General features: G+C 66.8%; 30 protein-coding genes and 5 pseudogenes. 6 read left to right on the forward strand and 29 right to left on the reverse strand.

Going from position 1 to position 25,088, the window contains the following annotated elements:
• Window positions 1–482 precede the first annotated feature (482 nt).
• A pseudogene (locus tag JIX56_RS19485) lies at window positions 483–1,022 on the reverse strand (LysR substrate-binding domain-containing protein); the annotation flags it as partial.
• Here JIX56_RS19485 and JIX56_RS19490 point away from each other — a divergent pair.
• The 3 genes and pseudogenes from JIX56_RS19490 to JIX56_RS19500 form a co-directional block, all read left to right on the forward strand.
• Window positions 1,018–1,260 (forward strand): annotated as a pseudogene (locus JIX56_RS19490) (sulfite exporter TauE/SafE family protein); the annotation flags it as partial. The pseudogenes JIX56_RS19485 and JIX56_RS19490 overlap by 5 nt on opposite strands.
• Window positions 1,261–1,315: 55 nt before the next feature.
• Window positions 1,316–1,858, forward strand: a complete 543-nt coding sequence (locus JIX56_RS19495) for a hypothetical protein (RefSeq protein ID WP_257542380.1) — start codon at window positions 1,316–1,318, stop codon at window positions 1,856–1,858.
• 18 nt (window positions 1,859–1,876) lie between these two features.
• On the forward strand, window positions 1,877–2,071 hold the full coding sequence (locus JIX56_RS19500; protein ID WP_257542382.1) for a hypothetical protein: 195 nt from the start codon (window positions 1,877–1,879) through the stop codon (window positions 2,069–2,071).
• 36 nt (window positions 2,072–2,107) lie between these two features.
• On the opposite strand, the pseudogene JIX56_RS19505 reads toward JIX56_RS19500, so the two are convergent.
• The 3 pseudogenes from JIX56_RS19505 to JIX56_RS19520 all read right to left on the reverse strand — a co-directional run.
• Window positions 2,108–2,254, reverse strand: a pseudogene (locus JIX56_RS19505) (IS5/IS1182 family transposase); the annotation flags it as partial.
• 110 nt (window positions 2,255–2,364) lie between these two features.
• Window positions 2,365–4,147, reverse strand: a pseudogene (locus JIX56_RS47660) (reverse transcriptase domain-containing protein).
• 534 nt (window positions 4,148–4,681) lie between these two features.
• Window positions 4,682–5,374: pseudogene (locus tag JIX56_RS19520) on the reverse strand (IS5 family transposase); the annotation flags it as partial.
• A 344-nt stretch (window positions 5,375–5,718) separates the two neighbouring features.
• Here JIX56_RS19520 and JIX56_RS19525 point away from each other — a divergent pair.
• Both JIX56_RS19525 and JIX56_RS19530 read left to right on the forward strand, forming a co-directional pair.
• Complete coding sequence (locus tag JIX56_RS19525; protein ID WP_257542388.1) at window positions 5,719–6,255, forward strand: hypothetical protein; 537 nt, start codon at window positions 5,719–5,721, stop codon at window positions 6,253–6,255.
• Between the two features lie 1,449 nt (window positions 6,256–7,704).
• Entirely contained in the window at window positions 7,705–8,634 is a 930-nt protein-coding gene (locus JIX56_RS19530) for a hypothetical protein (protein ID WP_257542390.1), read from the forward strand.
• A gap of 90 nt (window positions 8,635–8,724) precedes the next feature.
• Here the strand turns inward: JIX56_RS19530 and JIX56_RS19535 are convergent, their stop codons facing one another.
• The 7 genes from JIX56_RS19535 to JIX56_RS19565 all read right to left on the reverse strand — a co-directional run bounded on the left by JIX56_RS19535 (window position 8,725) and on the right by JIX56_RS19565 (window position 13,595).
• Window positions 8,725–8,886, reverse strand: coding sequence for a hypothetical protein (locus JIX56_RS19535; protein WP_257542392.1), 162 nt, complete (start codon window positions 8,884–8,886; stop codon window positions 8,725–8,727).
• 103 nt (window positions 8,887–8,989) lie between these two features.
• On the reverse strand, window positions 8,990–10,150 hold the full coding sequence (locus JIX56_RS19540) for a DUF4192 domain-containing protein (RefSeq protein ID WP_257550976.1): 1,161 nt from the start codon (window positions 10,148–10,150) through the stop codon (window positions 8,990–8,992).
• Window positions 10,036–10,536: a hypothetical protein gene (locus JIX56_RS19545; RefSeq protein ID WP_257542394.1), complete on the reverse strand. Its 501-nt coding sequence runs from the start codon at window positions 10,534–10,536 to the stop codon at window positions 10,036–10,038. Before JIX56_RS19545 ends, JIX56_RS19540 begins: the two co-directional genes overlap by 115 nt.
• A 53-nt stretch (window positions 10,537–10,589) precedes the next feature.
• The gene (locus JIX56_RS19550; protein WP_257542396.1) at window positions 10,590–10,904 is read right to left on the reverse strand and encodes a hypothetical protein; all 315 of its coding nucleotides are present in this window, start codon (window positions 10,902–10,904) and stop codon (window positions 10,590–10,592) included.
• A 128-nt stretch (window positions 10,905–11,032) separates the two neighbouring features.
• A complete protein-coding gene (locus JIX56_RS19555) occupies window positions 11,033–12,079 on the reverse strand; it encodes an SAM-dependent methyltransferase (RefSeq protein ID WP_257542398.1) in 1,047 nt (348 codons plus the stop codon).
• An 83-nt stretch (window positions 12,080–12,162) separates the two neighbouring features.
• Window positions 12,163–13,161 (reverse strand): hypothetical protein, encoded by a 999-nt coding sequence (locus JIX56_RS19560; protein WP_257542400.1) that lies wholly within the window; start codon window positions 13,159–13,161, stop codon window positions 12,163–12,165.
• A 188-nt stretch (window positions 13,162–13,349) separates the two neighbouring features.
• Window positions 13,350–13,595 (reverse strand): hypothetical protein, encoded by a 246-nt coding sequence (locus tag JIX56_RS19565; RefSeq protein WP_257542402.1) that lies wholly within the window; start codon window positions 13,593–13,595, stop codon window positions 13,350–13,352.
• 366 nt (window positions 13,596–13,961) lie between these two features.
• Between JIX56_RS19565 and JIX56_RS19570 the strand changes: the two genes are divergently transcribed.
• Window positions 13,962–14,882 (forward strand): hypothetical protein, encoded by a 921-nt coding sequence (locus JIX56_RS19570; protein ID WP_257542403.1) that lies wholly within the window; start codon window positions 13,962–13,964, stop codon window positions 14,880–14,882.
• 177 nt (window positions 14,883–15,059) lie between these two features.
• Here JIX56_RS19570 and JIX56_RS19575 read toward each other — a convergent pair whose 3' ends face one another.
• The 18 genes from JIX56_RS19575 to JIX56_RS19660 form a co-directional block, all read right to left on the reverse strand.
• Window positions 15,060–16,265, reverse strand: a complete 1,206-nt coding sequence (locus JIX56_RS19575; RefSeq protein ID WP_257542405.1) for a helix-turn-helix domain-containing protein — start codon at window positions 16,263–16,265, stop codon at window positions 15,060–15,062.
• Window positions 16,266–16,888: 623 nt separating this feature from the next.
• Window positions 16,889–17,077 (reverse strand): DUF4314 domain-containing protein, encoded by a 189-nt coding sequence (locus tag JIX56_RS19580; protein ID WP_257542407.1) that lies wholly within the window; start codon window positions 17,075–17,077, stop codon window positions 16,889–16,891.
• A gap of 34 nt (window positions 17,078–17,111) precedes the next feature.
• Window positions 17,112–17,270, reverse strand: a complete 159-nt coding sequence (locus tag JIX56_RS19585; RefSeq protein ID WP_257542409.1) for a hypothetical protein — start codon at window positions 17,268–17,270, stop codon at window positions 17,112–17,114.
• A gap of 81 nt (window positions 17,271–17,351) precedes the next feature.
• Window positions 17,352–17,894, reverse strand: a complete 543-nt coding sequence (locus tag JIX56_RS19590; RefSeq protein ID WP_257542411.1) for a RusA family crossover junction endodeoxyribonuclease — start codon at window positions 17,892–17,894, stop codon at window positions 17,352–17,354.
• 415 nt (window positions 17,895–18,309) lie between these two features.
• Window positions 18,310–18,441: a hypothetical protein gene (locus JIX56_RS19595; RefSeq protein ID WP_257542413.1), complete on the reverse strand. Its 132-nt coding sequence runs from the start codon at window positions 18,439–18,441 to the stop codon at window positions 18,310–18,312.
• A 50-nt stretch (window positions 18,442–18,491) separates the two neighbouring features.
• Window positions 18,492–18,737 carry a hypothetical protein gene (locus JIX56_RS19600; protein ID WP_257542415.1) on the reverse strand — a complete coding sequence of 82 codons (246 nt, stop codon included), beginning with the start codon at window positions 18,735–18,737 and terminating at the stop codon, window positions 18,492–18,494.
• Window positions 18,738–18,763: 26 nt separating this feature from the next.
• Window positions 18,764–18,901 carry a hypothetical protein gene (locus JIX56_RS19605; RefSeq protein WP_257542416.1) on the reverse strand — a complete coding sequence of 46 codons (138 nt, stop codon included), beginning with the start codon at window positions 18,899–18,901 and terminating at the stop codon, window positions 18,764–18,766.
• Window positions 18,898–19,203 carry a hypothetical protein gene (locus JIX56_RS19610; RefSeq protein WP_257542418.1) on the reverse strand — a complete coding sequence of 102 codons (306 nt, stop codon included), beginning with the start codon at window positions 19,201–19,203 and terminating at the stop codon, window positions 18,898–18,900. The genes JIX56_RS19605 and JIX56_RS19610 overlap by 4 nt, the downstream gene beginning before the upstream one ends.
• A gap of 9 nt (window positions 19,204–19,212) precedes the next feature.
• On the reverse strand, window positions 19,213–19,794 hold the full coding sequence (locus JIX56_RS19615) for a hypothetical protein (RefSeq protein WP_257542420.1): 582 nt from the start codon (window positions 19,792–19,794) through the stop codon (window positions 19,213–19,215).
• Window positions 19,791–20,177, reverse strand: a complete 387-nt coding sequence (locus JIX56_RS19620; protein WP_257542422.1) for a hypothetical protein — start codon at window positions 20,175–20,177, stop codon at window positions 19,791–19,793. Before JIX56_RS19620 ends, JIX56_RS19615 begins: the two co-directional genes overlap by 4 nt.
• Window positions 20,174–20,965 (reverse strand): hypothetical protein, encoded by a 792-nt coding sequence (locus tag JIX56_RS19625; RefSeq protein WP_257542424.1) that lies wholly within the window; start codon window positions 20,963–20,965, stop codon window positions 20,174–20,176. The genes JIX56_RS19620 and JIX56_RS19625 overlap by 4 nt, the downstream gene beginning before the upstream one ends.
• Window positions 20,962–21,534 carry a hypothetical protein gene (locus tag JIX56_RS19630; protein ID WP_257542426.1) on the reverse strand — a complete coding sequence of 191 codons (573 nt, stop codon included), beginning with the start codon at window positions 21,532–21,534 and terminating at the stop codon, window positions 20,962–20,964. Before JIX56_RS19630 ends, JIX56_RS19625 begins: the two co-directional genes overlap by 4 nt.
• Window positions 21,534–21,875, reverse strand: a complete 342-nt coding sequence (locus JIX56_RS19635; RefSeq protein WP_257542428.1) for a hypothetical protein — start codon at window positions 21,873–21,875, stop codon at window positions 21,534–21,536. The genes JIX56_RS19630 and JIX56_RS19635 overlap by 1 nt, the downstream gene beginning before the upstream one ends.
• Window positions 21,876–21,936: 61 nt before the next feature.
• Window positions 21,937–23,364 carry a DNA cytosine methyltransferase gene (locus tag JIX56_RS19640; RefSeq protein WP_257542429.1) on the reverse strand — a complete coding sequence of 476 codons (1,428 nt, stop codon included), beginning with the start codon at window positions 23,362–23,364 and terminating at the stop codon, window positions 21,937–21,939.
• A 59-nt stretch (window positions 23,365–23,423) separates the two neighbouring features.
• Window positions 23,424–23,879 (reverse strand): hypothetical protein, encoded by a 456-nt coding sequence (locus JIX56_RS19645; protein ID WP_257542431.1) that lies wholly within the window; start codon window positions 23,877–23,879, stop codon window positions 23,424–23,426.
• Window positions 23,880–23,910: 31 nt separating this feature from the next.
• Window positions 23,911–24,168, reverse strand: a complete 258-nt coding sequence (locus tag JIX56_RS19650) for a hypothetical protein (RefSeq protein ID WP_257542433.1) — start codon at window positions 24,166–24,168, stop codon at window positions 23,911–23,913.
• Between the two features lie 57 nt (window positions 24,169–24,225).
• Window positions 24,226–24,381, reverse strand: a complete 156-nt coding sequence (locus JIX56_RS19655) for a hypothetical protein (protein ID WP_257542435.1) — start codon at window positions 24,379–24,381, stop codon at window positions 24,226–24,228.
• Window positions 24,378–25,028, reverse strand: coding sequence for a hypothetical protein (locus tag JIX56_RS19660; RefSeq protein ID WP_257542437.1), 651 nt, complete (start codon window positions 25,026–25,028; stop codon window positions 24,378–24,380). Before JIX56_RS19660 ends, JIX56_RS19655 begins: the two co-directional genes overlap by 4 nt.
• Window positions 25,029–25,088 lie beyond the last annotated feature (60 nt).

Consider the following 25,088-nt stretch of genomic DNA (forward strand, 5'->3'; position numbering starts at 1 on the left):
GCGACGGCCGTCTCACCGACGAACCACGGTGCTCGCGATCCGCCTCACGGCACCCTGACCGCGTCGCGCTCCTCCGGCTGCACCCGAACCACATCGTCTTGCCTGCCGTCCCCGCCGGGTCGTGGAACCACGCCTCAGCGGTCGGTGAGGCCGGCGAACAGTAGCAACCACCGCCCCCGCTCGGCGGGTTCACCGTCCCCCGCCCGTACCTCCGGCAGGGCCCGCGCCCAGCCGGCGGCGGGCCCGGGAACTGTCCACCGTGTCAGCTGTCGCGAGGTCCGGTTCCCGTTCCGGTGAGGACGCGGATTTCGGTTTCCGTGTAGTCCGCTCCGCCCGGCCGGCCGGCCGCGGTCGAGTACCGAGCCCGCCCAGGCGAGGTCTCTCACCAAATCGGCGGTGAGATGCGGACTTTGGGCCTCTGACCTGGTCTTCGATGCTCTCTGTTGACCCTACGTACTGGGGTGGTCGTGTTACATACCCCACACGTCGAGTGGCTGGTGGAGGTCGATGGTGCGGCGCGGCACCACCGCGAGCCCGACGCCAGCGGCAGCGAGCGCGACGAGGACATTGAGGCTGGCGACGGTGGTGCGGTAACGCACCACCGGACGGTGCGGCCCGAGGTGCTTCTCGATCCAGCGGCGCAGCGAGGACTCGGCGTCGAGCCCGACGAGAGGGTGCTCGGCGACCTCGCCGTAGGTCAGCGCGGTCCGCCCGGCGAGGACCCCTCCCGCCTGGCCGACCACAACGAGGGAGTCGTCGCCGAGGGGCTCCAGGCGCAGGCCGCAGTCGCGGGCCTCGTCGTCGAGGACGACCCCTAGGTCCGCCTCGCCGTCGGCGAGCATCCGCACGGTCTGCGGGGTGCGGCTCTCGGACACCGTGACGTCGACGTCCGGGTGTGCGCGGAGGAACGAGACCAGTGCCTGCGGCACGAGCCGATACATCGCGGAGCCGCCCCCCAGCAGGGTCAGCGGAGCGGTCGGTGACCGGGTGTAGCTGGCGACCGCGCTTTCCAGCCGCGCGGTCAGCAACCCGATGCGGATCGCGCAGCTCGCCGCCATCTATCTCAGCGCGACCGTGCTGTTCCTCATCGCCTCGGACACGCTGAGCTCTCCCCTTCTCCTCACCGGCATGCTGGTCGGCGCGGTGGCCGGCGGCTTCGCCGGCGCCCACCTCGCCCGCCGTCTCCCCGCCCGGCTGCTGCGGGGCGTCATTCTGACCACCGCCGTGATCATGACTGTTCTGTATTTCCTGCGCGGCTGACCACGCGGGTAGCCGCGGCGATCAGCCCCCGTCGTCGGAGCTGAGGCTGACTGACATGACCGAAAGTGACACCGGAGCCACCGCACCATACACGGATGCTGCGCGCGCGAGGGTGGTGATGGCCTACGAGGCATGCGAGGTGGCCGACCTCGCGCGTGCCGCCGTCCCGATCGGCGAGCACGAGTTGCAACCTGACGGCACTACCCGTTCGCCGGGCGCCATGCTGGCCGACGCCGTCCGAGTGCTCGCGGCCGCGCGGCGGTTCCTCGAAGCCGCGGCCGTGTTCGAGCGGGTGGGCGGCGCCGACTGGCAGCTCATCGGTGATGTCCTGGAGGTGTCTCCGCAAACCGCGCGAGCGCGCTTCGCGATGGCCGAGGCCGGCTTCCGGGAGGGACTGCTCTTCCCGGAAGGGATCGGAGCCGCCGGTGAGGTGACCCGGTTGCGCGTCTGCATGGCCAGGGAACCGCTGGAAACGGCCCTCGACCTCGACGACTGGGTACTACGCCACGAGGACGGCGACAGCGACCTCGGCACCACGCCGGTCTCCGGTGGTCTGGTCCGGATGGACCGTCGACGACGGATCGAGAAGCACTCCTGACTCCCTGAGAGGAGAGACATGGACACATCGTCATCTGACGCGGCTCGGCTGCTCCGATTGCTCGCCCTGCGCGCCTTGACCCTCGTACTTCTCGTCGGCATCACGGGCGAAACGCAGCTGACGCTGCTCTTCGCCCTCACCGGTCTCGGGCTCCTCCTGGTACCGGTCAAGTCGGCAGGCGGGCCGCCGACCGGGCCGGAACGCGACGTCTGAGAGGGCATTTGATCTAGCCGAATTGCCCTTTAATTCCTAGTAGGTTCCTCGCCAGGTTGGTGCGGTCTCGTCCGTTATGCGCTTGGCGAGGTTGTCGATCGATGCAACGTGGATCATGGCTTCGGAACTGGCGGTGAGGGTCTCGTAGTCGCGGGCGAGGCGGCGGTGCATCATGATCCAACCGGTTGGGTCGGCCGCGCGGCGAGGTGCTCGCCGTGAGGGCGAGTCCTGTTCCGCGCGGCCTCCCGCCGAACCGGACATGACGGTTTCCCGGTCATCCGGCTCTCCAGTGACTACTGCGTGAATGGTCTGGCAGGCCGTTCCGAATGGATACGGTCGTGGCAGATGTCGCAGGCCACGACTGTTTTGCGGCGCCGATGGAGCATGACGCGCGCCCAGTCGGAAGGCTGCCATCCGGCATGTGCGAGATCGGCGAGAGCGCGGACGTGGTGCACTTGCACGTTGCCCTTGCTTCCGCAGATCTCGCAGGTATCCGCCAGGAGTCTCGCAATGAGTTCCTTCTGCGGGTAGTCCACCCGGACAGGCTCACGATCGGCGAGTTCCGCCGCCCGCTGCCGTTGGAGGGGAATCCCACCGAATCGGGCCACCAGTGGCGTCCTGTTCTTCCGCTCGATTCGGGCCTCGAAACAGACTCGGGGCCCGTTCGGCGGTCGATTCTGGCCTTGTGCTTGGCAGCCATCTTCGACACTGACGAGCGGTGCTTGGCCGCAAGAGTCTTGAGCATAGAAGTCTCCATGACCCATTGCAGCCGATGCAGCCGGAAGACATCTCCGGCAAGCAGGTAGTACTGGACGACACCCCGATAGACGGTCCCGAAGGTCGCCACGATCGCGTGATCGCTGCTGTTGATCAGGGCCGTCTTCTTCGCGGGTTTTCCGCGATCGGTGTAGGGGGCGCACTTGGCTTTGATCACGTCCCGTGGGACACGGAGTGCTATCTGGCCGTTGACCCGACGGTAACGGCCGGTCTTCTTCGTGTCGTTGTGCTGGGTCGTGATCTCGTAGCCGAGAGAAACCTCGCTGCCCGGGTGCGGGCGTGAGTGATCAGTGTCTTTTCCTGGGACAACTCCAGCTTGAGTTCGTCACGCAGGAACTGCCCCAGGCGTTGTTTGATCTGCTCGGCCTCGGCTTTCGGTCCGGTGAAACCGAGGAGGTGATCATCCGCATAGCGTATGTAGCGCAGCCTGCGGTATCCCGGATCGTTAGGATCCGCGCTCGGCAGACTGGCCATCCGCTGACGCAGCGCACGGGCCTGGACCCGGTCGCCGCGTCGGCGGGCTTTCGCCAGCAGATTCTGCAGCTCCAGATAGGCCGGGTTGCGGGCCCGGCGCTTCCCTCGGGTGTACTCCGGAATCAGAACTGTCTCGACGAATTCATCCAACTTGTGCAGGTAGATGTTGGACAGGATCGGGGAAGCCACCCCGCCTTGCGGCGCTCCGGAGAGCGTGGCGCCCCATCTCCAGTCCTCCAGGTATCCGGCTGTCAGCATGTTGCGCACCAGCCGCAGGAACCGCTGGTCATGAATCTTCTCGCCGAGGATCAACAGCAGGACCTCGTGGTCCAGGCTGCCGAAGCAGTCGGCGATGTTCCCTTCGATGAACCAAGACGTCCCGGTCCAGGTGTGGTCTACCTCCCGTAATGCGGTGTGGCAGCCCCGGCGGGGACGGAACCCATGAGAGCGGTCGGAGAACGTAGGCTCATAAAATGCCTCAAGTAGAAGGCGAATCACTTCACCGACGAGCTTGTCCGACCAGGTCGGCAGTCCCAACGGGCGTGTCTTCCCATTCTTCTTCGGGATGTGGACACGCCGGACCGGGCGGAAGCGGTAACGCTCGTGGCGCATTGCTTCAATGATCCGGTCGATCTTCCGCTGTGACATTCCGTCCACGGTTTCCGACGTGACCCCGGGCGTCATCGCACCATGGTTGGCGTAGATGCGCCCGTAGGCCAACAGATACAACTGCGGATTGAATAACTGCCGATACAGTTCATCACACGGCAGGCCACGGCTACCGCGTTCACGCAGGACACCCAACACCGTTTTGGCGCTCTGCATTCCGCATACCTCCCGGCTTCGAGTGTCCGAATCACCTGGCCCCCTTCGCCCGATGCGGACGGCTTTCCCGTCCTCCCTGGCCGGTCGTGACTCCGGCGACTACTACGGGGCCTCCGTCGCCATAGGACTCGCGTCCCGTAGGCGATCCCACGTTCGTCCCTGTCTGTACGTTCTAGCGCGACACAGGCGTCCCACTCATCTCCTTGAATGTCCTCGCTGGACATCGCTCAGCACCCCGGAAGTGCTCCGGCCAACAATCGAAGCCGGAGCAGAGTGCGGCGCCGGTTTCAGCTGTCATTTCCGGCGGATGGGAACTTGCATCTTCTGGAGATTGGGCTTCAAACAATCCAGTCTTCGCCATATCGCGCGGGCCGCCCAGCACACCGTCCCTGACAACTGGGCCCGGTCACTGGTTTTCTGACATGCTGTTGTCCCCTTCACCTTTCGGATCCAGGTAAGTCATCCGGCCCAGAAACCTCCTTCCGAGTTCCTCCCGACTCAGCCGGGGATACAAACAGGGCGCCTCGTGGCGCACATACTTCGTTCCACTACCCAGCGCCTTTTCAAGACGTGAAAGCCGCGGGTCCCGGGGTTTTTGTCGACGACTTCGACATCGATTCCGAGGTTCGCGCCGCGCTCCACGACGGCCTTCTTGAAGCCGGTGTCGACCCAGCTCTTGGCGATGGTCGGGTAGGCGCTTTTGGCTTGATCGAGGAGGCGTATTCCCAGGGCGTTCTCGGAGAGGCTCGCGGCGGTGACGGTCACGGCGAGGATCAGGCCGATCGTGTCGGTGAGGATCCCTCGCTTCCGGCCCACGATCTTCTTCGCCGCATCGGTTCCCTGGCTGGTCACGGGCACATTGGTGGAGGTCTTGATGCTCTGGGTGTCGATGACGGAGGCCGTCGGTTCGGGCTTGCGTCCTTCCTTCACCCGGGCCAGGGCGGTGAGGTCGTAATTGAGCTGGGCGAAGATTCCCTCATCGCGCCAGGCGGCGTAGTAGAAGTAGACGGTGCCGTGGCCGGGGAAGTCGTGCGGGAGATATTTCCAGGGGATTCCGGTGCGGTTCAGATAGAGAATTGCGTTGAACACGTCGCGGAGTTCGACTTTCGCTGGCTGGCCGGTGGGTCGGCGGTCGAGCCGGGCTTTCCGCCAGGCCGTCAACGTCGGCTCGATCAGGGCCCATCGGGCGTCGGACAGGTCGCTGGGGTACGGCTTGCGCTGGCTCACGCCGTACCGTTGCCATGGATAGTGTGGAAGGGGTTGTTCCGATGAATATCGGGCGGTTCTCCCGCATCTTAAAACCAGACGGACTTCCGGCAGCAGAAGTGCGTGAAACGGACCACAGGGTTCGTGTGTCGAGGGAAGGCGAACTGCGCATACGGCTGCAACCAGCATGAACCGGGGCAGCGACGAAAGCCGTTTTTCGGAACAGAACTACGTAAACGCCCTCTGAGAGGGCGTTAAGTCCGTTTCTGGTAGGCGCCCCGCAGGGTGTCAGTCAGTGGCAGAGCCACGACCACCAGAACCCGCTTACGAGTATCAATGTCAGTGGCGGACCGTAGTTTCCGCACATGGCTGACGCGTACACCACCCTGTGGACCAACGACCTGTGTAGAGCGCTCATTTCGGGCGGCTTTGAGGGGCAGCGGTTGGGCGTGCTCTTCGGCGGTCCTCACCAGTCACTCCCCAGCTTCGAGCGGGCCGGAGTGAAGACGGGCGACGCCGTCTACCCGATACGGGCCTTCCGCAAGCAGATGTGGGTGCTCGGGCGGCTGGAGGTCGGCTGGCTCCTGGACTACGACACCGTGGGAAACCACCTCGCGATGGAGGACTGTCTCCGGCTCGTCCACTGGAAGCCGTTGAAGGCCGGCTGTGTCAGCGAGGTTCTGGTCGGACCTCCGGGCACGCCCCTCACCTTCAACCGCCCGGTTCCCGGGGATCTGCTCGGTCGGCTGACCTACCGGTCACGGCGCGGCGAGCGGCAGATCAAGCACGTCGTGGACGGTGAACTGCTGCGGGCGGTCAGCGTCCACGGGATCTACCGGCTCGCACCCCAGTCCGCAGAGGAACTGCGTGCCGTCCTCAATGATGAGGTCGCACAGCCGTAGCCGATGCCGCACGGCCTCTACGAGTTCCACCTGGGTAAGGCCCGCGTGGTTTCACTGTAGGCGGCATGACCTGCGCGGATTGCGTGAAGGGCGTCGGAGAAGCACGGCAGGCTGCACCGCACACACTTCCGTGGCGTGGCATTCCTGCTGCAGCGGGCCGGATCGGCAGCCCACTTCGGCTCACACAGCACGCTCCTGAGGCAGTTCCACGTCCGGGAACGCGCACCTGAACCTACTCCTGAAGACCTGAGCGCCCAGGTGACGGACACTCCGCTGCCCCGTCACCCCATACCTCGCTCTCGACATCTCCAAGGTGATCGTCGGGCACTTCACGAACAGCCGGGATTCGAGCGGCAGCTGCCCGGCGTCTTCGGAAGCGGGCAGTGGCTGTGGTCGGACGACGGCGGCCTCCGTTCGACAAGAGGTGTCGGCCGCTGCAATGTGCCGCGCTGATGCCCGATTGCTGCTCGCCGCCTGGCCAATGACGGGCCGCGCCTCTTGGCATCCAGAGCGTTGAGAGCACCGAATCCGAAGAGCTGATCTTGCTCTGAAAAGGACGACGCTCCCGCATGCACCGACGCAGCCTCCTTCAATCCTCTTGCCTCGTCACGGCCAATCATCGCCAGGACCCGAGCCGGACGTGAGATCTGTCCGGACCGGACAGTCTCGACGACGCCTATCGTCCTATCGGAGACCAGTGGATTTCACCCATCACCGCAGGGCCACAACAGTCCCTTGATGGAGTGTCACGCACAGCTGTCCACCGGCTGTCCACCGGGACCCATCGCGCAAGCGTGATCCATCCCTTAAGAGCAAGTAAAAGACCAGGTCAGAAGGCCAGATCGTCAATCTCGTCACAGAAACCAAACCTCTGACCTACGCATTACGATGCACAGGCAGACAGTGCCCGATTTGCCGAGGTTCCAAGGTCACCCGAAACAAGAAACCCCAGGTCAAAAGCCTGACCTGGGGTTCACCACAGAGCCGCCTTCGGGATTCGAACCCGAGACCTACGCATTACGAGGATGCAAGATCCTTTCCCTGCGCTTCACTACCTATCCCCGATGAGCCCTAACTTGCAGGTCAGAGACGTGCCGCCTCCCGCCCCTTCCCGATCTTGCACCCGCCTTCCCCATCCTTCCGTCCCCAAGGCGTCCCCATCAGGGCCCAGAAATGGGGGTCGGTGGCAGATCTGAGAGTTCATCCGCAGCTCGGGCGGGGTGCCGGTTCCGTGGACCATCGCATCGCCCTTCCGATGCAGAAAGGACCTCGCCCCTCTACTCGGGGGGCGAGGTCCTCTGTGGCGCTCTTTGCGCCTGCGTCTCGCAACGATCTTACAGGGACACTGCGTTCGGGCATCGCGTGCTGAAGAAGCGGTCCATGCCACCTAAGGTGCGACTCCGCTTCGCAGAACCCACCGACGCTCATCCCGACAGTACGATCTCGGGCATGACGATCGAGCCGTACGCCGACCAGTTCCTTCTGGCGGCGCTCGACATCTCCGGCGGCGACGTCCAGGAGATCCTGGGAACCGACCAGGTCATGCATGCCGCACAACTTGCCACGGTTCAAACGGGGGCGATCATCTCGTGGCTACTCTCTCAGCGGTACGTCAAGGATGAGCTCACCCAGGCCAACGGCGTCACCAAGCTGATCAGGCTGACCGTCAGCGGCCTGGAGCACGCGTACCTGCTACGCCGCAGATCAGAGTCGCGTGTCGAGCGTGAGCAGTACCTCCACAACACGCTCGTACGTTGGGCGCACGAACACGCTCCGGCCGGCGGCTGGGCGCAGCTTCAGCTCTTCGCAGCCGACGACAAGTGGTGGTTCTGCGGCACGGAAGTCACTTGGGACGAGGTGTTCGCGGCCATCGACTACCTTGAGGTCAAAGGCTTGCTCAGGGCGGATCGTGGACCGACTTCCGGACCTGTCGCCGCCGGAATCGCGCCCACCCCCCTGGGTACCGACTTCGCTCATTCTCACCAGCTCTTGGGGAGCTTCATGAACAGCCAACAGCCGCCGGGCGCCAGCGTCACGAACTACATCAGCAGCAACGTCGTCCACGGTGCTGTGTCCGGAGGCAACATGGCCACCGGGGGTAACAACACCCAGACCTCGAGCACAGGCATAGATGCAGACGCCCTTGCGGCGCTGGTCGCGCAACTGCGAGAGATGGCCCCGAACCTCGATCTGTCCGAGGATGACGCGCAGGACCTGGCCGACGAGATCGACACCCTTGAGCGCGAGGGGACCGAGCCGGGCCGGGGAGCCAGAGCAATGCGCTCGATCAGACGAATCATGGGGCAGGCCGCGCTCACGGCGGCTACCGAGCAGGGCGTGGTGGCAGCATTGGGGGCCGGTGCGGCGCTGTTTGGCTGATGTACGGAAACGACGGAGGTCCCGCCCCCCTTGTAGCTGGGGCAGGGCCTCTGTCGTGTTCGGTGTCGTATGACGAGCGGTGGGGATCGTTCAGGCGCGGGCTGAAGTCGCGTTCGTCCGGCGGTTGGCGCGGATCTCGGCGAGTCGGCGGGCGGATTCGGCGGTGTAGGCCGGGCCTCGGCAGTCGTCGCGGCAGAAGGCGCCGGCGGGCACGCCGCAGTCTTCGCAGCCGTCTTCGAGTTCGGGGAGCACCTGGGGTCCTGTTCGTTCGAGTATCGGGGTGAGTCAGCTCGTCCGGGCCGGCACGCCGAGGGGCGTTCCTTCCTTCGAGGAACGCCCCTCCGCGCGGCCGGTGTCAGTGGCTGTGGTCCGGTGCCGGGCCGTCCTCGTCGAGCGGGGGCGGTACGCAGTAGTCGACGTTGGGTTCGGGGGAGATGAGGTCGCCGGTCTTGGTGTCGGTGCAGTAGGCGTCGAAGATCTCGCCCGCGGTGAGGGGGTCGAGCCGGTACCCGGCCAGTCGCCATCCGTAGATGCGGTCGCGGCCATCGGGGGTGGAATCGGTGCGACTGACCAGGCCGCCGGGAAGGGCGGCGGCTCGCCCGAGGGCCAGGACGGTGGTGAAACCGAAGGCCTCGTCCGAGTCGAGCTGCACGGCACCGTCCGGCTTCCGGGTCGCGTGGAGGGTGTAGACGAGCGAGTCGTCCCCAACCCCGATGCTGCACACCAGGTGCTGTTCTCCTGTTGGGCCCGCTTCGAGAATCCGGAGCAGTAGCTCCGCGGAGTCGTTGAAGGCCGCCCGGCCGATGTCATCGGTGCAGCACGTGCAGGAGCCAAGTCCCATCAGAAGCTCCGTCGCCCGGTACGAGGCCGCCTGCTGGGCGATGAGACCGGGAGCGAGCTCGGTCTCGTCGGGGCTCTCGGGCGCGGTACCGGGGTCGGCGTCACGCTCGAACTCGTCTCGGTTCCGGAGAAAGGCTCTCGACACCCTCACTGGCGGGAGGGAGCGGACGATGGCCTTGTGGAGCAGCTGCGCCATGGAGTAGGTGGGTTGGGCGACGAGGGCGTCGTGGAGGGAGCGGTCGGCCTGCTTCATGTCGCCCGTGATCCAGCTGGTCCAGCCTCGGAGGGTGTGGAGTGCCGGGGTGAGGTGGGTGAGGCCTTCTCTGGTGCAGACGGTGAGGGCGTGTTCCCACAGGAGTCGGGCCTTGCCTATTTCGAGGGGGTAGATGTAGGCGAGGGCGATGTCGCGGGTGGGCAGGTTGAGCAGGCCGTTGGCGATCTTGAAGATCGTGGAGTCGTCGACGTCGTCCGGGATCTGCCGGTTGTAGATGACGTCGTGGATGAGGTCGACGGTGGCCTTGTTGGCCTGTCCGATGGTGGTACGCATGGAGTGCTCCGGGTTCAGGTGGTGGCGGGGGTCTTCTTGGCGGCCGTCTTCTTGGTGCGGGTCCTGCGCGGCTTGGGGGGCGGGGGCGGGGTGATGACTTCGGCTTGCATGGCGTCGTCGTCGTTCCAGGGCTGGTCGCCGACATGGCGGGGCTTGCGGATGGCGGCGGGCAGGAGGCGCTCGCGGATGACGGCGGCGATGTGCTCGGCGGGGTCGCTGTCCCCGGTGGACAGGGGCGTGGCGGTGTTCCAGGTGTAGAAGCCCGTGGTCCATTGCCCGGTGGTGGTGTTGAGGGCGGCGCCGGTGCAGGACAGGTGGAGGGCGATGACGGTGCCGTTGAAGATGGGGCGGATCCCGATGGCGGTGAGGGTGCCGCTGGAGGTGTCGGTGAGAAGGACGCCGCCGTGGAGGGGGTCCTTCTTCTTGCTTTTGTCGGGGAGGGAGTTCCAGGTGGGGCCGAGGAGTTGGGCGACGGCTTCGCCGGTGGACTTGAGGGCGCTGGGCGCGACGATCATGTTGTTCCTTCGGGTCGGGCCGGGGCGCTGGCGGCGCCCCGGCCGTGGGGGCGTCAGAAGAGGCGGCTGGGAAGGATGGAGGTGGCCGCCGAGGCTGCGCGCGCCTGGTTGTAGGCGTCGTGGGGCCGCTCGTACGAGAGGGCGAAGGTGTGAGCGATGAAGGCGACGAGGCCCTGGTGGACGGTGTTGATCCAGGTGGCGGCGGGCGCGCTGGTACCTATGCCGCTGGCGCGGAGGGCGCTGAGGGTCTGTTCGGCACAGCGGCGGGCGTCGTCGGAGTGCAGGCCGAACTCGGCGACGGCGTTCAGGAAGGTGTCGTTGTCGAGGAAGGCGATGGCCTCGTCGACCGGGTCAAGGGTGATGTCCATGGGGGTCCTTTCGGGGTTGTGGTGGTGGGCTGCCTCCCTCACCTCTTAGCCTTATTTTATAGGCATTCAGGTTGGGGAGGAAAGATCACCGAAGGGAAATCTCAACGGCTGGACGTAATTTGTGCAGGTCAGGCGGCCTCGGCGGCCGAGAGGAGCCGCTGCGCCCCCTCGATGGCCGCAGCCATCGCAGCCGCGCCGGCCATCCGGTCGCGGCGCTCCTCCATCTCGCGGCGGTGCTCGACCGCGCGGTTCCACATGTCACCCTCGGCGAGGGTGTCGCCGCAGGCCACCATCGCCATCGGGCCGAGGCCCCACACGATCATGTTGACCGCGCAGCCCGCTGCCGCCGTCGGGTCGATCTCCTGCGCGAACCATGTGAAGTCCGCCGGATCGAGTCCCTTGTACCGGAGGTGTTGGGCGGCGGACCGGAACATGCCGCCCGTGCCCGCGCAGGGGTCGAGGATGGACATGCCCGGCTTGGCGTCGGCGAGCGCCCAGCCTGCCGAGACATCCCCACCCCCGCCGTCGGGGATCACGAAGCGGGACATGACGTCGGTGATCTCGGGCGGCGTGTGGTACTCGCCGAGCCCCTTGGTAGCGCCATGGGAGCGCAGGTTGGTGATGGTCCACGACATGAGGTCGATGTCGGCGTTGTCGTACGGGTTGCTGCTGCCGGTGTGGTCGAGGACGTTGTGCCGGATTGCGGCACGGGCGACTTCGTAGATGGCGTGGAGCTCGTGCTTGGTGTGGTCGTCCTGGTCGGCCCAGCTGAAGATGGTGTGGGCGACGCCGATGAGGTCGGGGCGGCGCATCCAGTGATAGGCGGCGGCCTCGCGTACGCACTGGACGATCTCCTTCCCATTCAGACGGTTGAAGAACTGGGCGAGGTCTCGGGGGTAGTCCCTGATCGGCCACAGGGCTAGGGCTGCGACGACACCGACGGGTATCTCTATGCGGCTGCCGCCGTGTGCGCGATGCCAGGCGTCGGCGATCGCCTCGCCGAAGGTGGGGCCGCCGCTGAGGTGTACTGCGAATTGCGGCAGGCTGCGACGGCTGTCTGGTGGGGGTACTGCTTTGGTGGCGGGCGGAGTGGCGTTCGGGCGGGCCTGGAAGGTCGGCGGGACGGCAGGGAGTTCGGATTCGTTGCCGAGCTCGGCGAAGAGGTCGAGTTGCATGGTTCTCCTGTCTGAACCTGGGCCGCCCCCGGTGCGCGGCCGGATGGCCGTGCGCCGGGGGCGGTGGGGGCTTCGGAGGGGGGTCAGTGCGTGCCGAGGGTTTGCATGACGGCGTCGAGGAGCGCGCCGGCCTGCTCCTGGTCGCGGAAGGCCGGGTCACATTCGCGGAGAACTGCGGTCATGGCGGCCTCGTCGTCGACGGCTACGACGTACCTGACGCTGAGGCAGGCGACCACGAACTCCACGAACAGCGCCTCCTGTTCCTCCAGCGAGTCAGGGACTTCGTGGCATCCGACGATGCCGATGCCGTCGCCGTCGTCGGTGTAGACCACCCACCAGGCCGTGCCCGCTTGGGGTTCGGTGAGCCAGTCGGCGATCGCCTCGACGCAGCTGGCGAGCTGGTCGACCGGCTGGGTCATCCAGTCCCGCTCAGCGCCGGTTGCGTCTCCGGTCACGAGCCTCCACCGGTCGGCAGGGCGGACGGGGGGACGGTCAAGGACCCATTCGTCGTCGTCCGAGTTGTGGAGCGACAGCAGGACGTAGGGGACTCTTCCCGTGGCGGCGAGGGTCGTCGCAGCCTGGTCGCTGCTGATGACTAGCCAGGTGTTACCGGCATCGCCATCAGTGTGCGCCGTGATGCCCCATTCGGCGAGGACGGTTGTCGCGAGCTGCTCGGCGGTCTCCCCTACGCCTTCTTCCGGCACGCTGCCGCCGTGCCGAGGGATCCACCGGAGGACAGCGTCCACAAGAGCCGCGGTGTCCGCTTCGTACGCGAGGTGCTGGTCGCGGGAGTCGTAGACATCGGCGAACGCGCTTCCGTCGTCGCTCCACTGCGCGCTCCAGCTGTCGTGGTCTCGGACGGGGTGATGGATGCTGACGTCGGGGTGTTCGCTGTCGCGGTTGACGGTGGTGCCGGCGAAGGTGATGCGCGTGCCGTCGGCGAGCGGGACGACGGCGTAGTACCCGCCGCTGTCGCCATCGGGCAGGCAGTGGACATCTGCCGCGCGCAGCATGGCGAGGGGTGCCGTCACCACCTCGTCGTCTGCGGCCGGGGCGGTCGGCGCGTGGATGTTTGGGGTCACCGTGTCTCCCTTCAGGTGTGGGGCCGTCCCCCTCACCGTTACCCTTATTTTATAGGCATTCAGAGGGGGGAGGAAGCTCGCCAAGGGAAAATCTCAACGGCTGGACGACCCATCACAGCCCGGCCGCGAACTCCTCACCTGGGGCGATGCCGAGAAGATCGCGGCCTCGCGGCCGTACAGCGTCACGCCTAGAAGTCCACGCCCAGCAGGCTCAGCAGCCAGGCCACGACGGCACGCACTCCTCCCGAGACGGCAGCCATGACCGCTGCCGTGGCCCAGGAATCTCGGGCGGCCTCCCGGCGTCGCGTAGCGCGAGCCCCACGGTCTCCTCTTAGTGCGCGGCGTCGACGACTCATCGCCTCCACCCCCTTCTTGTAGACGGCTGCTCCGGCCGGCTCCGCGTCCGTGAGGTACAGCGCGGGGCCGAGAACCATCGGATCAGCGCCCGGCTGCACCGATCCGGCAAAGGTGGGGGGTCTGTAATCCCCACTCCGGGGAGGCGAAGGGGGTAGCGTCGGCCTGTGTCTGGCGATACGACGCCGAGTCCGGCGGATCAGCAGCTCATCGATCATGCTCAACAGCACGGCTTCACAGTGACCGTGAAGCAGCTGGAGACCTGGCGGCGGCGGAAGTGGCCACTGCTCCCCGGCAACAAGGTCGTACGGCTCGGCCGAGGAAAAGGCACGGAGTCGCGTCCAGAGCCGGAGGCGTTCGATCTGGTTGTGGCACTGGCCCGGCTGGCAGGCCGGGGCCGGCGGCCGAGGGACCTCGCACTCCTGCTGTTCGCGGAGGACCGGCCTGTGTCGGAGGCCGTGGTCCGTGCGGCGTTCACCGCCGCAGTGGACGACATCGTCTTGAGCGGCGAAGCCCCGTCCAACGAATCAGCCGACGACGGAAGTTACGGTGCGCCGAAGAGTGACGAGGAGCAGATCACCCAGGCCGCCGAGCGGGCCGCTGTTGCTGGCACCATGACCCTGGTACCTGCCCGCGCGCGGCGCATCGATGAGCGCATCGCGCGCTGGGCCCGGGAGGCAGGAGTGCAATGGCCGCCACCGGAACTCTCCGCGTACGACAGCAACCCTGAACCGGAGGCCTTCACCCCGAAGGACGCCACCGTGGCGGCGGCGGACATCATGCTCACGGGTGGTCCGGCCATCACCCCGGACGGGTTGGGCGGTCTGTTCCGCGCCATGCAGCCCCAGGCAGGCGCCAATCCGATGGCCTCTCTGGCCGAGTACACCATGGCCGATGTGTCCGAGGACGTGGGCACAGCCGTATTCGACGAGGAGGACGGCTTCGCTCTCCTTCCTCGTGGTGATGTCCGCGATGTGCTCCGCGAGTTGGCGGCCACCGTCCCGCTTGAAGATCTCCGCGCTGCGTGGCGGGCGGATACTTCTCTCCACGAGTGGGCGGTGGATCTGGCCGAGCGGGCCGAGGCCGAACTCGACGCCGGCAAGCCCGGTGAGGCCGTGACGGAGTGGACGCTGGCGCGCTGGTTGCCGTTCGGGGCGACGTACCTGCTCGCCGAGCTACGTTCCGCCCCGACCAGTCCGGCCGACCGCGCCCGCTCTTCCTTGTCACTGCTCCTGTCCCGCCAGATGCTGCGGGATCTCGATCAACGCGTCCCTGGCTGCCAGTGGGATCTGATGCCAAGCCTGACTCCCCCGCCACTTCAGACGCTGTTCTCCATGAGATCCCGGAACAGCCCGACGGGCGTCTAGTGTCCTGCGCCAGTAATCCGTTGGTAGATCCGTCTCGTCCCGGCGTTTGGGTTCCGGTCGGCGACCAGGCGTGTTGACAGCCTGCGGCCCAGTACGAACTACCTAGGAACTTCCGGCGCAGGGCACTAGCCCTCAGCGAGCACTTCGGCTCGGAAACGAACCGCGCCTCCACCGCAGTTACTCGGTCTCGTCTCCCTCCTGAAGGATCACGGAGGCAGAGTCCTCGGGCCACCCTTTCTCCAGGAGGAGCTTGTAAATCTTAACTCTGCGCTCCCCTCGTTGGCCCTCGCCTACATACTGAGAAGTAGAGGCTTGTTTCAGCGTGTCAATCGTTTTCTCTGGATCATTCTGTGCAATCCATAGGATGACACGCACGACGCAGTCACATTCCCTGGACTGAGTCAATTCAGAGAGATACGCCTTTTGGGCGTCACTCCCCAGGAGCGGATACAGGGCCGGCAGGTCGCGATCCTGGCAAAGTTTCACGCGCTCATAAAGGAGAACTCCAGGATGATGCATCCTTGAGTCGTTCTCCATCACGTTCGCCAGCATTGCAACGAATTTCGAATCTCTGGTGCGTGAAACGACTCCGGCAACGTAGCGGGCATTCACCCCCCAGACTTGATCCAATTCTTCAAATTCGTGCTGCGCTACGTGGCGTAGAATTTGGGAAACTTCCCGAAGATCGCGCTCCTTCGCTGCTGATTCCAGCACGCGGAGGGCTGCGGCACCTCGTTCATTTTCGAACAATAGATCGAGAAAGTTCATGAGCCGGTCGACTTTGAGCCGTTCTGTGTGCTTGAACAGCAATTCGTCGGCTTCACGCGACTTACCCTCGTCAAATAGTTCATTCGCGCTCTCTGCCACCTGGGCATCGAGTTCTGCTTGACCCACCCCGTCGGCTGGCACTGTGACTTGCGAAGTCGGCTTCCCTTCTTTTACTTCTACACCCAGTTCGATTAACTTCAGCCTTGCCGTGTCGAGATCTCTCTGGAGGCGATGTCCCCGCAGTTCTTCCGTCCATGCCTTCCATTTTAATTCGTTCTTTACTCTAGCTGCGGCGAAAAGGATGCGCAGGCTTGCCTCGAATTCCGCGGTTGGATTGTCCAGGTCGGCCGACTTCCCCAGCAATCGGTAGAGGAACTGCAGTAGCTCTCTATCCGGAAGAGTCTCTCCCTGGAAATGGCGCGAAAGCGTGGAGATAGAGATTCTTTTTTCGTCCGCTGCAGAAGCAGTGAGTTCACGGGCCAAGCCTTCGAGGGTGATTCCAGAGGCCTGTCTCAGCCCCTGCAAGTGGATCGCAAGGTTCCTCATCTCGACGCAGTCCGTGCTCGGCTCTGCCGGCCTCCGTCCGGGCCGTGCCGGCCCGCGCTCCTCGGTCACGCTGTAGCCGCCTCCTTTTTTGCACAGCGCGCAACATTGTCCCGGTGCATGGCGCGGGTTTCCACCTGATTGCGCGAAAAATCCGTCGGATGCTGCACTTGCGTCACGTCGGTCATCCCGTTGAGGGAAGCGCGGAAAGGGTTCCAGAGGCATGCGAGGCGAACGAAAGATCATTTACGGAATCGTCGGTGGTGGCTACGGTGCCGCACTGAGCGGAATCCTTGACGTGCCTTGGTTCGTGTGGCTCCTCGGCGCTGCACTCGTCGCCGTATATCTCACGATCCCTCAGGAATCAGCGCATCGTCTCGCCTGGTGGAAGGCACTCTGGGGGCGCAAGATCCGAAACGCGCTCGGCGGGTTCGGCCCCGCTGCCCAGGCTGGGCGAGACCCCGTTCACCCAGCCGGCAGTAGAGCTGACCAAGAGTCCAGGCACGCACGGCTGGCCGGATCAGCGGTGGACGGGGGCGCTGATCAGGACCGTGATCAGCCGCCGCTTCCAGCGCGGCGTCGACGAGAGCCCGGGTCTGCTCCACCGCCATGAACTTCGATCCTTCAGTCATTGCTCCAGTAGCAGGGTCACGTGACGTGCTGGGCCCACCCCCGTGGAGGCGGGCCCAGCACGGCTATACGGCAGTCACTTCGTCGCCGTCGTCGAGAAGCATCGAGAGCCTGGAGCCGCTGTCCCACTCCACGTAGAGCATGCAGAGGCCGACGTCGAACCGCTGGACCGTGCCTTCGTCGCCGGGCTTGAGCTGGGTGTGGGGATCGGTGGTGTACACGAGGGCAATACGGTCGCCCTTCTTGTAAGTCATGAGTTCTCCAGCTGTGTTGGGCGAGGTCCGCTGGTTAGGCGTCGTGGTCGCAGGCATCGGCGGGACAGGCTCCGCAGTCGAAGCAGTGGTCGCAGGCGCAGGCACCACAGCCGAGCTCCGGGCATCGGATGTCATGGCTGCGGCAGTACGGATAGGTGAACGGCACCTCTTGTGTCTCTCTCACTTCCTTCATGCCCTTATTTTATAGGCATACAGGTGGGGGAGAAAGTTCCCGAGTGGGAATTTCAACCCCTGGACAGAGAGTTCTCGCAGGTCAACCCACCGCAATCGCACGAGCTGTGGCCTGGGCTTCCCCTAGGCGCCAGACGCGGATCACCGCGCCCGGCGCGTCCAGCGCACCTTCTCCCTCACCGGGATGGACCTTGGACGCGGCCACCTTCACAACACGCGAGTCATCCGCGATCGCCCCGCCGTCGGTGAGCGCGTCGAACGTGGACCTCAACAGCTTGTCCAAGTCGCCCGAGTCCCGTGTCACCGGCCACGTCGGGCGCTTCGGCCGGGCGGGCTTTCGTACGGTGAACACGATCTGCACGAATAGTGCCCCGTCCAGCGGCGCCGGCTCCGGCTCGTCCTTGCCCCGAGCTGCGGCCAGGGCCTGGCGGACAGCGGCAGCAGCAGCGTGCCGCCACGGCTTCACCCGCACGGACTGCTCGATCATGCGGCCGTGGCCGATGTGCCGCTTGCTGCCCTGCGGCGCGGGGCGGTGGTTGAGCACCAGCACCTCGAAGTCCGGATGGGCGCCCCCCGCCTCCGGCTGATCTCCCGAGGCGGGCTCCACCTGGATCGGCGCGCTCACTGAGGTGCCTCGCCCTCTGCACCGCAGTACCGGCACCGAGGCGACGCGAACTCGTGCGGGACGTGCCCGTCCCTCCCCCGGCAGGCATGTGGGTCCGGGGGCGGCGGGGCGAGCTCAGCAAGCTCTGGGGGGAGAGGCGGGCACACCTCCAACTGCTGCCACTCCAGCCGCTCTCCTGCTGTGTCGATGTCCTCGGGCGGTTCCACCGGGACCGTGGCGGTGAAGTACTCGTGCACCAGATCATGTGGTGCACAGCCGACCGTGTTGAGGAACGGGCGGGCGCCGGTGAGGTAGGCGCGGCGCGGGGACCAGGCGGACACGATTACCCACACGTGGGCGGTGCCAGTGTCGCAGCAGTCCAACTTGCCGCCGGTCTCTACGGCAACGATGGATAGCACCGCGGTCGTGGTGCGGCTCAACGGGTGCCCGCCTTCCCGCCTGTCGGGTCCTGTGGGACAACGGTCAGGGCCATGCTGCGGGCGGAGTAGACCTGGTTGCCGTGAACGGCCACGCCAACAGCGGCGGCGGTACGGGGGGAGCGGGGCATCAAGGCGTTCCTTCTGGTGTGCCGGGATTCAGTTCGGTTCAGGTCAGCGGTCACCGGGCGGAGCCCAGGAGCCAGGTGGCGAGGTCGTCGTCCGTGCCGTTCGTCCCCGCGTCGTCGAGCGTCACGAAGCCGACTCGCTCGTAGGTCACGGCGCAGGCCGACCAGCAGCGCACGCACAGCAGTCCGGTGATCTCCGACCGCCATGCCGGGTCGGGGGCGGTCAGGCCAGCTCGGTTTCGGCGGAGCGTGCAGCGGACACACGGGGCCAACTCCGGTGAAGGGTTCGGGTCGTTCAAGGGAGATCCATTCCGGTGCGTTGCGCTCAGTCGTCCGCGATGACGACGCCGACGACAGCGGCCAGCACGGCCAGGAGGCCGTTGCTGGTCAGCAGGTAGGTGACGGTGCCGGACAGGATCGCGGCGGCGGTGCGGACCGGGACGGTGCTGTTGCGGTTCGTCATGAGTTCCCCTGGGCGGCGTCGGGGGTCTCGGTCGGGGGGCGCAGTAGTTCGGCGGGCGTGGTGTCGAGCGCGTCGGACAGCCACACGAGCTGGTCGACGCTCATCGCGGGTAGTCCGCCCGCGGTGTTGACGCCGTCTTCGAGTCGGGTGAGCAGTCCGCGGGCGAAGGGGTGGCCGGCTGCGCGGACTTTGGCAGTCAATCCCCGTCTCGACAGGCCGAGTTCGGCGCGTCTTCGGCGGATGTTGCAGGCCGCGATGCGGGTGTGGCTGACGGCGGTGCTGGTGCGTGGGGAACGGGGCATGGTCGTCTCTCAGATAGGGAGGGTGGGTGCGGTGGTCAGTTCTCGTGTCCAGGCGAGGAGCCGGGGCAGATTCACGTCGGGAGCGAAGGCCAGGTAGGTGCCGTCGGCGGTGGTGCATCCCATGTGGTGAGCTAGGCGCAGGCGCCGTCGGGAGTTGACGCGCCCCATGTGGACGGTCTTGCCTCGACGCTGGGCTTCGTCGGCGAGTTGGGCGGCGTACGGGCCGGTCTTCCACTCGGTCGATCCGGCGAGGAACAGCAGGTCGATCTCGTCCCAGGGGATCAGTCCGGGAGCCTGCGAGCCGTCCTGAGCTGCGTACGCGACGGGCACTCCGAGCGCGCGGATGGGCGCCAGCCAGGGCCGGGAGTCACTGAGGGTGGCCTCGGCGTCCATGGGGACGTCGGGCGCAACAGCCCAGAGGCAGCGGTCGGCGCCGTACCGGTCGACGGTGGAGGTGAGCCAGGCCCACCAACGCTCGGGCCCCGGCCAGCCCTTGCCGAATCGTCCGTTGTCGCAGGCGTACAGGGCGCCGTCAGGTACGCGGTTGCCTTGGCTGGGCGTGGTCATGCAGCCGAGGAGTCCGGCACTCATCGCCGACCTCGCTTCGGGGCTGGAGGGAGTGGCGAGGTAGAGCACGGGATCGGGCGGTCCTTGGCCGCCGGGGTGACGGGCTGGATGGTCAGTACGCCCGCCCGGACCAGGCGCAGCGCGAGGGAGGCCGCGCTGCCGCGCGGGTGGGCCGCGTATCCGGCGCAGATCGCGGGCGCGTCGGTGCCCAGCGTGGAGTGGCAGACGATGTGCCCCTCGTTGGCGATGGCGTCACGGATCATCTGGGCGAGCCGGCCGGGTGTGAGGTCCATGAGGTTTCCCGGCCGGAAGATGCAGGTCGTGCACTTCTCGGTGCAGACGCGCACGGTCCATGTGGCGGGGTCTGCGACGTCGTCGCGGAGCTTGTCGGAACCCTCGTCGATCACCGCTGCACCTCCGTCCGCGACGCGGAGTGGAGGGTGCTGACGGCGTCGTCGAGGGTGGGGGCGGCCTGGTGGCGGCGCCGGAGTTCCGACAGGGGGAGCGGGCGGCCGACTCCGTTGCGCCGTTCACGCAAGATCGCGACGTCACCGAGCTTCGCGCGGAGTGCCTCTTCTTCGGCTTCGGCGTGCGCGTACCGGTCGGGCAGTACCTCCAGGAGGCGTAGCCACTGCTTCTGTCCGGCCCTGGCGCACGTGGCCCCGCAGTTTTTGTGGCTGAACCCGAGCTCGTACAGGCTCGGTGGTTCGACTCCCAACGCCCTTGCCTCATCCAGGAGTTCTTGCTTGGTGCGCGCGGGCTCCCACTTGGAGCACAGGGGGAAGCGGGTCTGCCAGGGCTTCCAGTTGCGGGCAATGGCGGGGATGCGGGCCCGGTCGCGCGGCGTGTTTTCGATGCCGATGTACACCAACGAGTCGTCCGGTCCGGCGTGCTGCCGCATCCAGTCCAGGCAGGGGATCTGTTTGAGGGCCCTGGAGCACGGGGTGATGCGGTCGTTGCCGAGGAACCTCTTGTCGTGGAAGACCTGCCAGGGGGTTCGGCCGTCGGACACCTTGGTCAGCGGTACGCCGAGGAGACGGCTGGTGTCGTCGGCGAACCGCCACAGGTCGGGATCCTCGATGCCGGTGTCCGCGATGAGCAGGACCAGGTCGTCGGTGCCGTGCCGTTTCGCCACGCGCACGGCTGCGGCGAAGCTGCCGATGCCGCCGCTGAATTGGATGACGTGGCGGGTCATGACGCTGCCCCCCGCGTGCAGGCGCAGACGGCATGGGCGTCGTGGGCGACGAGTTGCTTCCAGCGGTGCCATGGGCAGGGGCTGACCAGGCCGGGCCCGGGCGGGTGCTGAGTGATCGCGAAGCGCGGGTCGTACGGGCCGCCCATGGCGCGGACGGGTTCGTACGTGCTGCACACGAGGCAGCGGCCGACCCGCCCTCCGGGCTGCTCCTGGTAGAGGACTGTGCGGGAGCCGGGGCAGTAGCGGGGACGGTGCAACTCGCGTGGGTTGAAGACGAGTTCGCGGCCTTCGGGCTGGGGAATCTGTCCCGCGCCGGCGGCGCGACCTTCGCAGGTTCCGCAGATGCGTTCGCCGGTGACGGGAATGGTCCGGGTCAGGTAGTCGCCCGAGACGTACGGACCGCACCACAGGTTGAAGACGACGCGGCCGACGGCCTCGCGGTAGCCGGAGCGGGGCCGGTGCCAGCGTGACATCGCGCGGGTGCGGACCAGTGGGGGCGCCTCCTCCAGGGGATGCGCGTCCGAGCGGTCCCGGATGCCGGTGACCGGGGGCAGGAGCCGGACGGTCATCACTGGGCGTTCCGCGGCTGGTAGGTGTTCGGGGTCGCGGTGACGATGACCTTGTTGCCCGTCGGTGTCTTCACGCCGTCGATCTCCACGTGGAGCTCGGCGATGTTCTCGTCCTCTTCGTCGCGGAACCAGAGGTACTTGGCCGTTCCGCCTTCGAGGACGAGGCGGGAGCGGGCCTCGTCCTCGCAGTGCTCGCTGGCTGCTCTGAACCGGGTGTAGATGCCGAGATGTGCGCCGAGGTGTTCGGCTCGGTAGGTGACGAGTCCGCCGCAGGCGTCGAGTAGGGAAGCGAGCAGTTGCTGCCCGGTGAGCAGGTCGAGCTTGGCGGTGATGGTGGGCATGTTGGTCTCCTAGGCCCGGCCCCTTCCCGGGGCCGGGCGGCGGGTTCGGTTGTCTGGTGGGTCAGGCGGCGAGGGCGAAGAGGTCCTGGCCGGTGATGGCTTCGACGAGGCAGCACATGAGGACCTCGGCAGCGGGCGGGGTGACGGCGTTGCCGTATTGGCGGACCTGTTCACGCCGGGTGCCGAGCACCTTGTAGGTGTCGTTGAAGGCCATGCCGAGGCCGATCTCGTCGGGGTCGAGCATGCGGAGCAAGCACTCGTCGACGGTGATCGGCTTGGTCAGCGGCGGGGTGACCAGGGCGTGCCGCTCGACGGTGGTGACGGTGCTCAGCGGGTCACTCGCGGGCCGGGCGTTGCCGTTGCCGTAGTACGGGACGAGCAGGGGCGGGGTGACGAGCGCGTGGTGGAGGCCGGAGGCGCAGAACGTGGCGAGGGGTTCGTCGACACCGCGCGCCTTCTTCTGTGATCCGCCGCCGCGCATTTCCGCGATGAACGGCAGGAATTGGCCGGGCCCGTAGGCGATGGCGGTCTCCTGGCGGGTGGTGAACGTCCGCATCGGCCCGCCGACCAGCGACCACGGCGACTTGCCGTCCCGGCCTTCCATGGGCACGGCGAAGGGCCAGCCTTCGTACCGGTCGATGCCGGCCTGCACGCGATCCCGGGTCTTCTCGACGATGGGCCGCTTGCGGGAGCCGATGGGGGTGCCGGGCTTCTTCCAGTTGATGGCGGCGGCCGGGAGTACTGGTGGCTCGACCACCTGCTTGCAGCCGGGCGCCGGGCAGACGTATACGTACTGCGCCCGGTAGCGGCCCCACTCGATGCCGTTCTTGAAGGACTGGCGTGCGGCGATGACCCCGTGGTCGGGACAGTCGGCCTCCGGGCTGAGCCACTTGTCCCAGTTCGGTTCGCGGATGCTCTTCAGCCAGTACATGACGTACATGCGGTCGCGGGACTGCGGGGCGAGCGGGCTGCCGAAGCGGGGGCGGGCAAACATGCTGTTGAGGTAGATGACCTTGATCTTGTAGCCGAGGTCCTCCATGCGGATCTTCCAGGAGCGCCAACCGATCCAGTTGATGAGGTCGACGACGTTCTCGACGATCCCGCCGAGGGTGGGCTTGCCGCGCAGGAGCATTGCTTCGAGGTAGCGCGGGACGTCGTCCATGGTGGCGCGGCTGCGCTCGGCGGCCTCGGACGGGAGGATCTCGCCGAACAGGTCGGGCTGCCGGTCGGCGGCGATCCGGACGCCACGGGCGATGGAGTGGTTGGTGCACTCGGGGCTGGCCCACAGGATGTCGACCCGCGGGTATCGGCGGAAGTCGATCTGTGAGATGTCGGCGCAGTCGTGCAGGACGTTGGGGAAGTTGAGGCTGTGGGTGTCCACGGCTAGTTGCCAGTGGTTGGCGGCGAGGAGCATGGCGCAGCCGGGCACGCGGGCTATGCCGAGAGAGGCTCCTCCAGCACCGGCGTAGAAGTCGCCGACGGTGAGCACGGTTGGTCTCCAAGAGGGAGTGCGCGGGCGGCAGTTGGGCCCGACACATGGGGTGGTGGTCAGGTGGCGGCGCGCGAGGCCAGGTACTTGGCGCGGCGGGCGGGCGCCGTGAGTTCGTATGCCGGGGTGCAGGCCCGGCAGGGCTTCTCGCCCGCCCGCAGGTGCTGCCGGTATCCGTCATCGGTGCCGCAGCGGTAGCGGGGCTCGGCCCGTTCGGCCAACTCCGTGTTGTCGGGCCCGGATTTGCGGTGGTCGAAGGCGGTCGCGAGGACCTGGCCGTCGCGCCACACTCGCCCCCCGCACACTCCGTCGAAGCCGCTCTGTCCGGGTGCGACCGCTTCCACGCATTCCTGCCGGAAGGGGCAGCGGCGGCATACGTCGAGCTGGCTGCGGGAGTGGTCGACGCGTTCGCGGGCGTCGTCCTCCGCCTTGTCGGCGGTAGCGGTGGACTGGCGGTGCACGAAGCCGGCGATGCCCTTGCAAGGGGCGGCTTCGATCCAGCCGGTGCGGGTCACGGGTGTCTCCGGGCGCGAGTAATCGGGCGGGCTAGAAGGGGGGTTCGTCGCTGAAGGGCCCGCGGGGGCGGCGGCGCGGGAGCCGGAGGAGGAACAGGTGGTGCTCCGGCTTCCAGCACCCGCAGATGACCCAGTTGGTTCCGCCGTAGTCACCGTCCGGGGCCGCGTAGTCCTCGTTCCATCCGCCCTGCCCGTGGCATTCGGTGCAGCGGGGGTGGGGGGTGTCGGTGAGTTCGAGGCCATGACGGGGCCAGCTGGTAAGGCGAAGGCGGATTCGGTGACCGCGCATGCAGATCTCCAAGAGGTTGGTCCGGGGCCCGCCCCTCGACGGGGCGGGCCGGCGCGGTCAGCGGTGGTCGGCGTGGCGGGCGTGGTAGTTGCCGCAGGTCGTGCAGAGGAGGCGGCGGTTTCGGCGGTCCCAGCGGACCTGCTCCAGCACGAGGAAGGCGAGGCCTCCGGCAACAGCCAGGCCGAGCACGAGGAGGACGTAGAGGATCGTCACGGCTGCTCCTTGCGGGCGGGGCAGTCGGATGCCGTGGTGAGGCGGACCAGGGCGACCTGGATGCCGAACAGGTCGCCGATGGTGCGCGCGTAGTCGAGGTCCTTGTTCAGCGCGGCCCGCTCGGCGTCGTTGGCCGGATGCGCGAAGAGGCAGTGGCAGGCGCTCTTGGTGGCCTCCGGTCGTGTCGGGGCTGCCTGGAGGCTGGCGAGGAGGGCCTCGATCCGGAGGTGGAAGTCCGGGAGGTGCAGGTGGTGCTCGTTGCGGATGAGCCACTCAGTGATCGCGCCGAGCATCGGAGCGGTGGCGCTGCCGTTCTCCTCCTGGTCGCCGCCGTCGGTGGAGTCGTACACGAGGTAGTCGACGGTCGGGTTGTCGTGGTGGGCGCGGATGACCGTCCAACCCGCGAGTTCGGCGGGGTCGACCGGCAGGCATTCGCCAGCGGCGATCAGCAGGTGCGTGCCGTCGGGGAGGTCGGCGACGACGCTGTACTCGCCGCCGCACAGCTCCACGTCGGTGACGAGGCCGAGGGTGCGAAGCGGGGTGATGACGTGGCTGTAGTTGTGCCACAGCTTCTGCCACAGGGGGGCGTCGAGTCGGTTGTGGTCAGGCAGGGGCGCCAGCGCCAGGTTGTTCACGGTCTCCTCCAAGAGGCCCGGCGTTTACGTTACAGAGTAAACGCCTATCTTTGAAGCCGGATCGGCCTTGCG

This window comes from Streptomyces sp. CA-210063 (assembly GCF_024612015.1).
Classification (GTDB): Bacteria; Actinomycetota; Actinomycetes; order Streptomycetales; family Streptomycetaceae; genus Streptomyces.

Bases quoted from the DNA above. Each gene is read 5' to 3' on its own strand.
- JIX56_RS19495 (WP_257542380.1), top strand. From the start codon at position 1,316: ATGACCGAAAGTGACACCGGAGCCACCGCACCATACACGGATGCTGCG.
- JIX56_RS19500 (WP_257542382.1), top strand. From the start codon at position 1,877: ATGGACACATCGTCATCTGACGCGGCTCGGCTGCTCCGATTGCTCGCC.
- JIX56_RS19525 (WP_257542388.1), top strand. From the start codon at position 5,719: ATGGCTGACGCGTACACCACCCTGTGGACCAACGACCTGTGTAGAGCG.
- JIX56_RS19530 (WP_257542390.1), top strand. From the start codon at position 7,705: ATGACGATCGAGCCGTACGCCGACCAGTTCCTTCTGGCGGCGCTCGAC.
- JIX56_RS19545 (WP_257542394.1), bottom strand. From the start codon at position 10,536: ATGATCGTCGCGCCCAGCGCCCTCAAGTCCACCGGCGAAGCCGTCGCC.
- JIX56_RS19550 (WP_257542396.1), bottom strand. From the start codon at position 10,904: ATGGACATCACCCTTGACCCGGTCGACGAGGCCATCGCCTTCCTCGAC.
- JIX56_RS19555 (WP_257542398.1), bottom strand. From the start codon at position 12,079: ATGCAACTCGACCTCTTCGCCGAGCTCGGCAACGAATCCGAACTCCCT.
- JIX56_RS19565 (WP_257542402.1), bottom strand. From the start codon at position 13,595: ATGGTTCTCGGCCCCGCGCTGTACCTCACGGACGCGGAGCCGGCCGGA.
- JIX56_RS19580 (WP_257542407.1), bottom strand. From the start codon at position 17,077: ATGACTTACAAGAAGGGCGACCGTATTGCCCTCGTGTACACCACCGAT.
- JIX56_RS19585 (WP_257542409.1), bottom strand. From the start codon at position 17,270: ATGAAGGAAGTGAGAGAGACACAAGAGGTGCCGTTCACCTATCCGTAC.
- JIX56_RS19595 (WP_257542413.1), bottom strand. From the start codon at position 18,441: ATGCCCCGCTCCCCCCGTACCGCCGCCGCTGTTGGCGTGGCCGTTCAC.
- JIX56_RS19605 (WP_257542416.1), bottom strand. From the start codon at position 18,901: ATGACGAACCGCAACAGCACCGTCCCGGTCCGCACCGCCGCCGCGATC.
- JIX56_RS19610 (WP_257542418.1), bottom strand. From the start codon at position 19,203: ATGCCCCGTTCCCCACGCACCAGCACCGCCGTCAGCCACACCCGCATC.
- JIX56_RS19615 (WP_257542420.1), bottom strand. From the start codon at position 19,794: ATGAGTGCCGGACTCCTCGGCTGCATGACCACGCCCAGCCAAGGCAAC.
- JIX56_RS19625 (WP_257542424.1), bottom strand. From the start codon at position 20,965: ATGACCCGCCACGTCATCCAATTCAGCGGCGGCATCGGCAGCTTCGCC.
- JIX56_RS19630 (WP_257542426.1), bottom strand. From the start codon at position 21,534: ATGACCGTCCGGCTCCTGCCCCCGGTCACCGGCATCCGGGACCGCTCG.
- JIX56_RS19635 (WP_257542428.1), bottom strand. From the start codon at position 21,875: ATGCCCACCATCACCGCCAAGCTCGACCTGCTCACCGGGCAGCAACTG.
- JIX56_RS19650 (WP_257542433.1), bottom strand. From the start codon at position 24,168: ATGCGCGGTCACCGAATCCGCCTTCGCCTTACCAGCTGGCCCCGTCAT.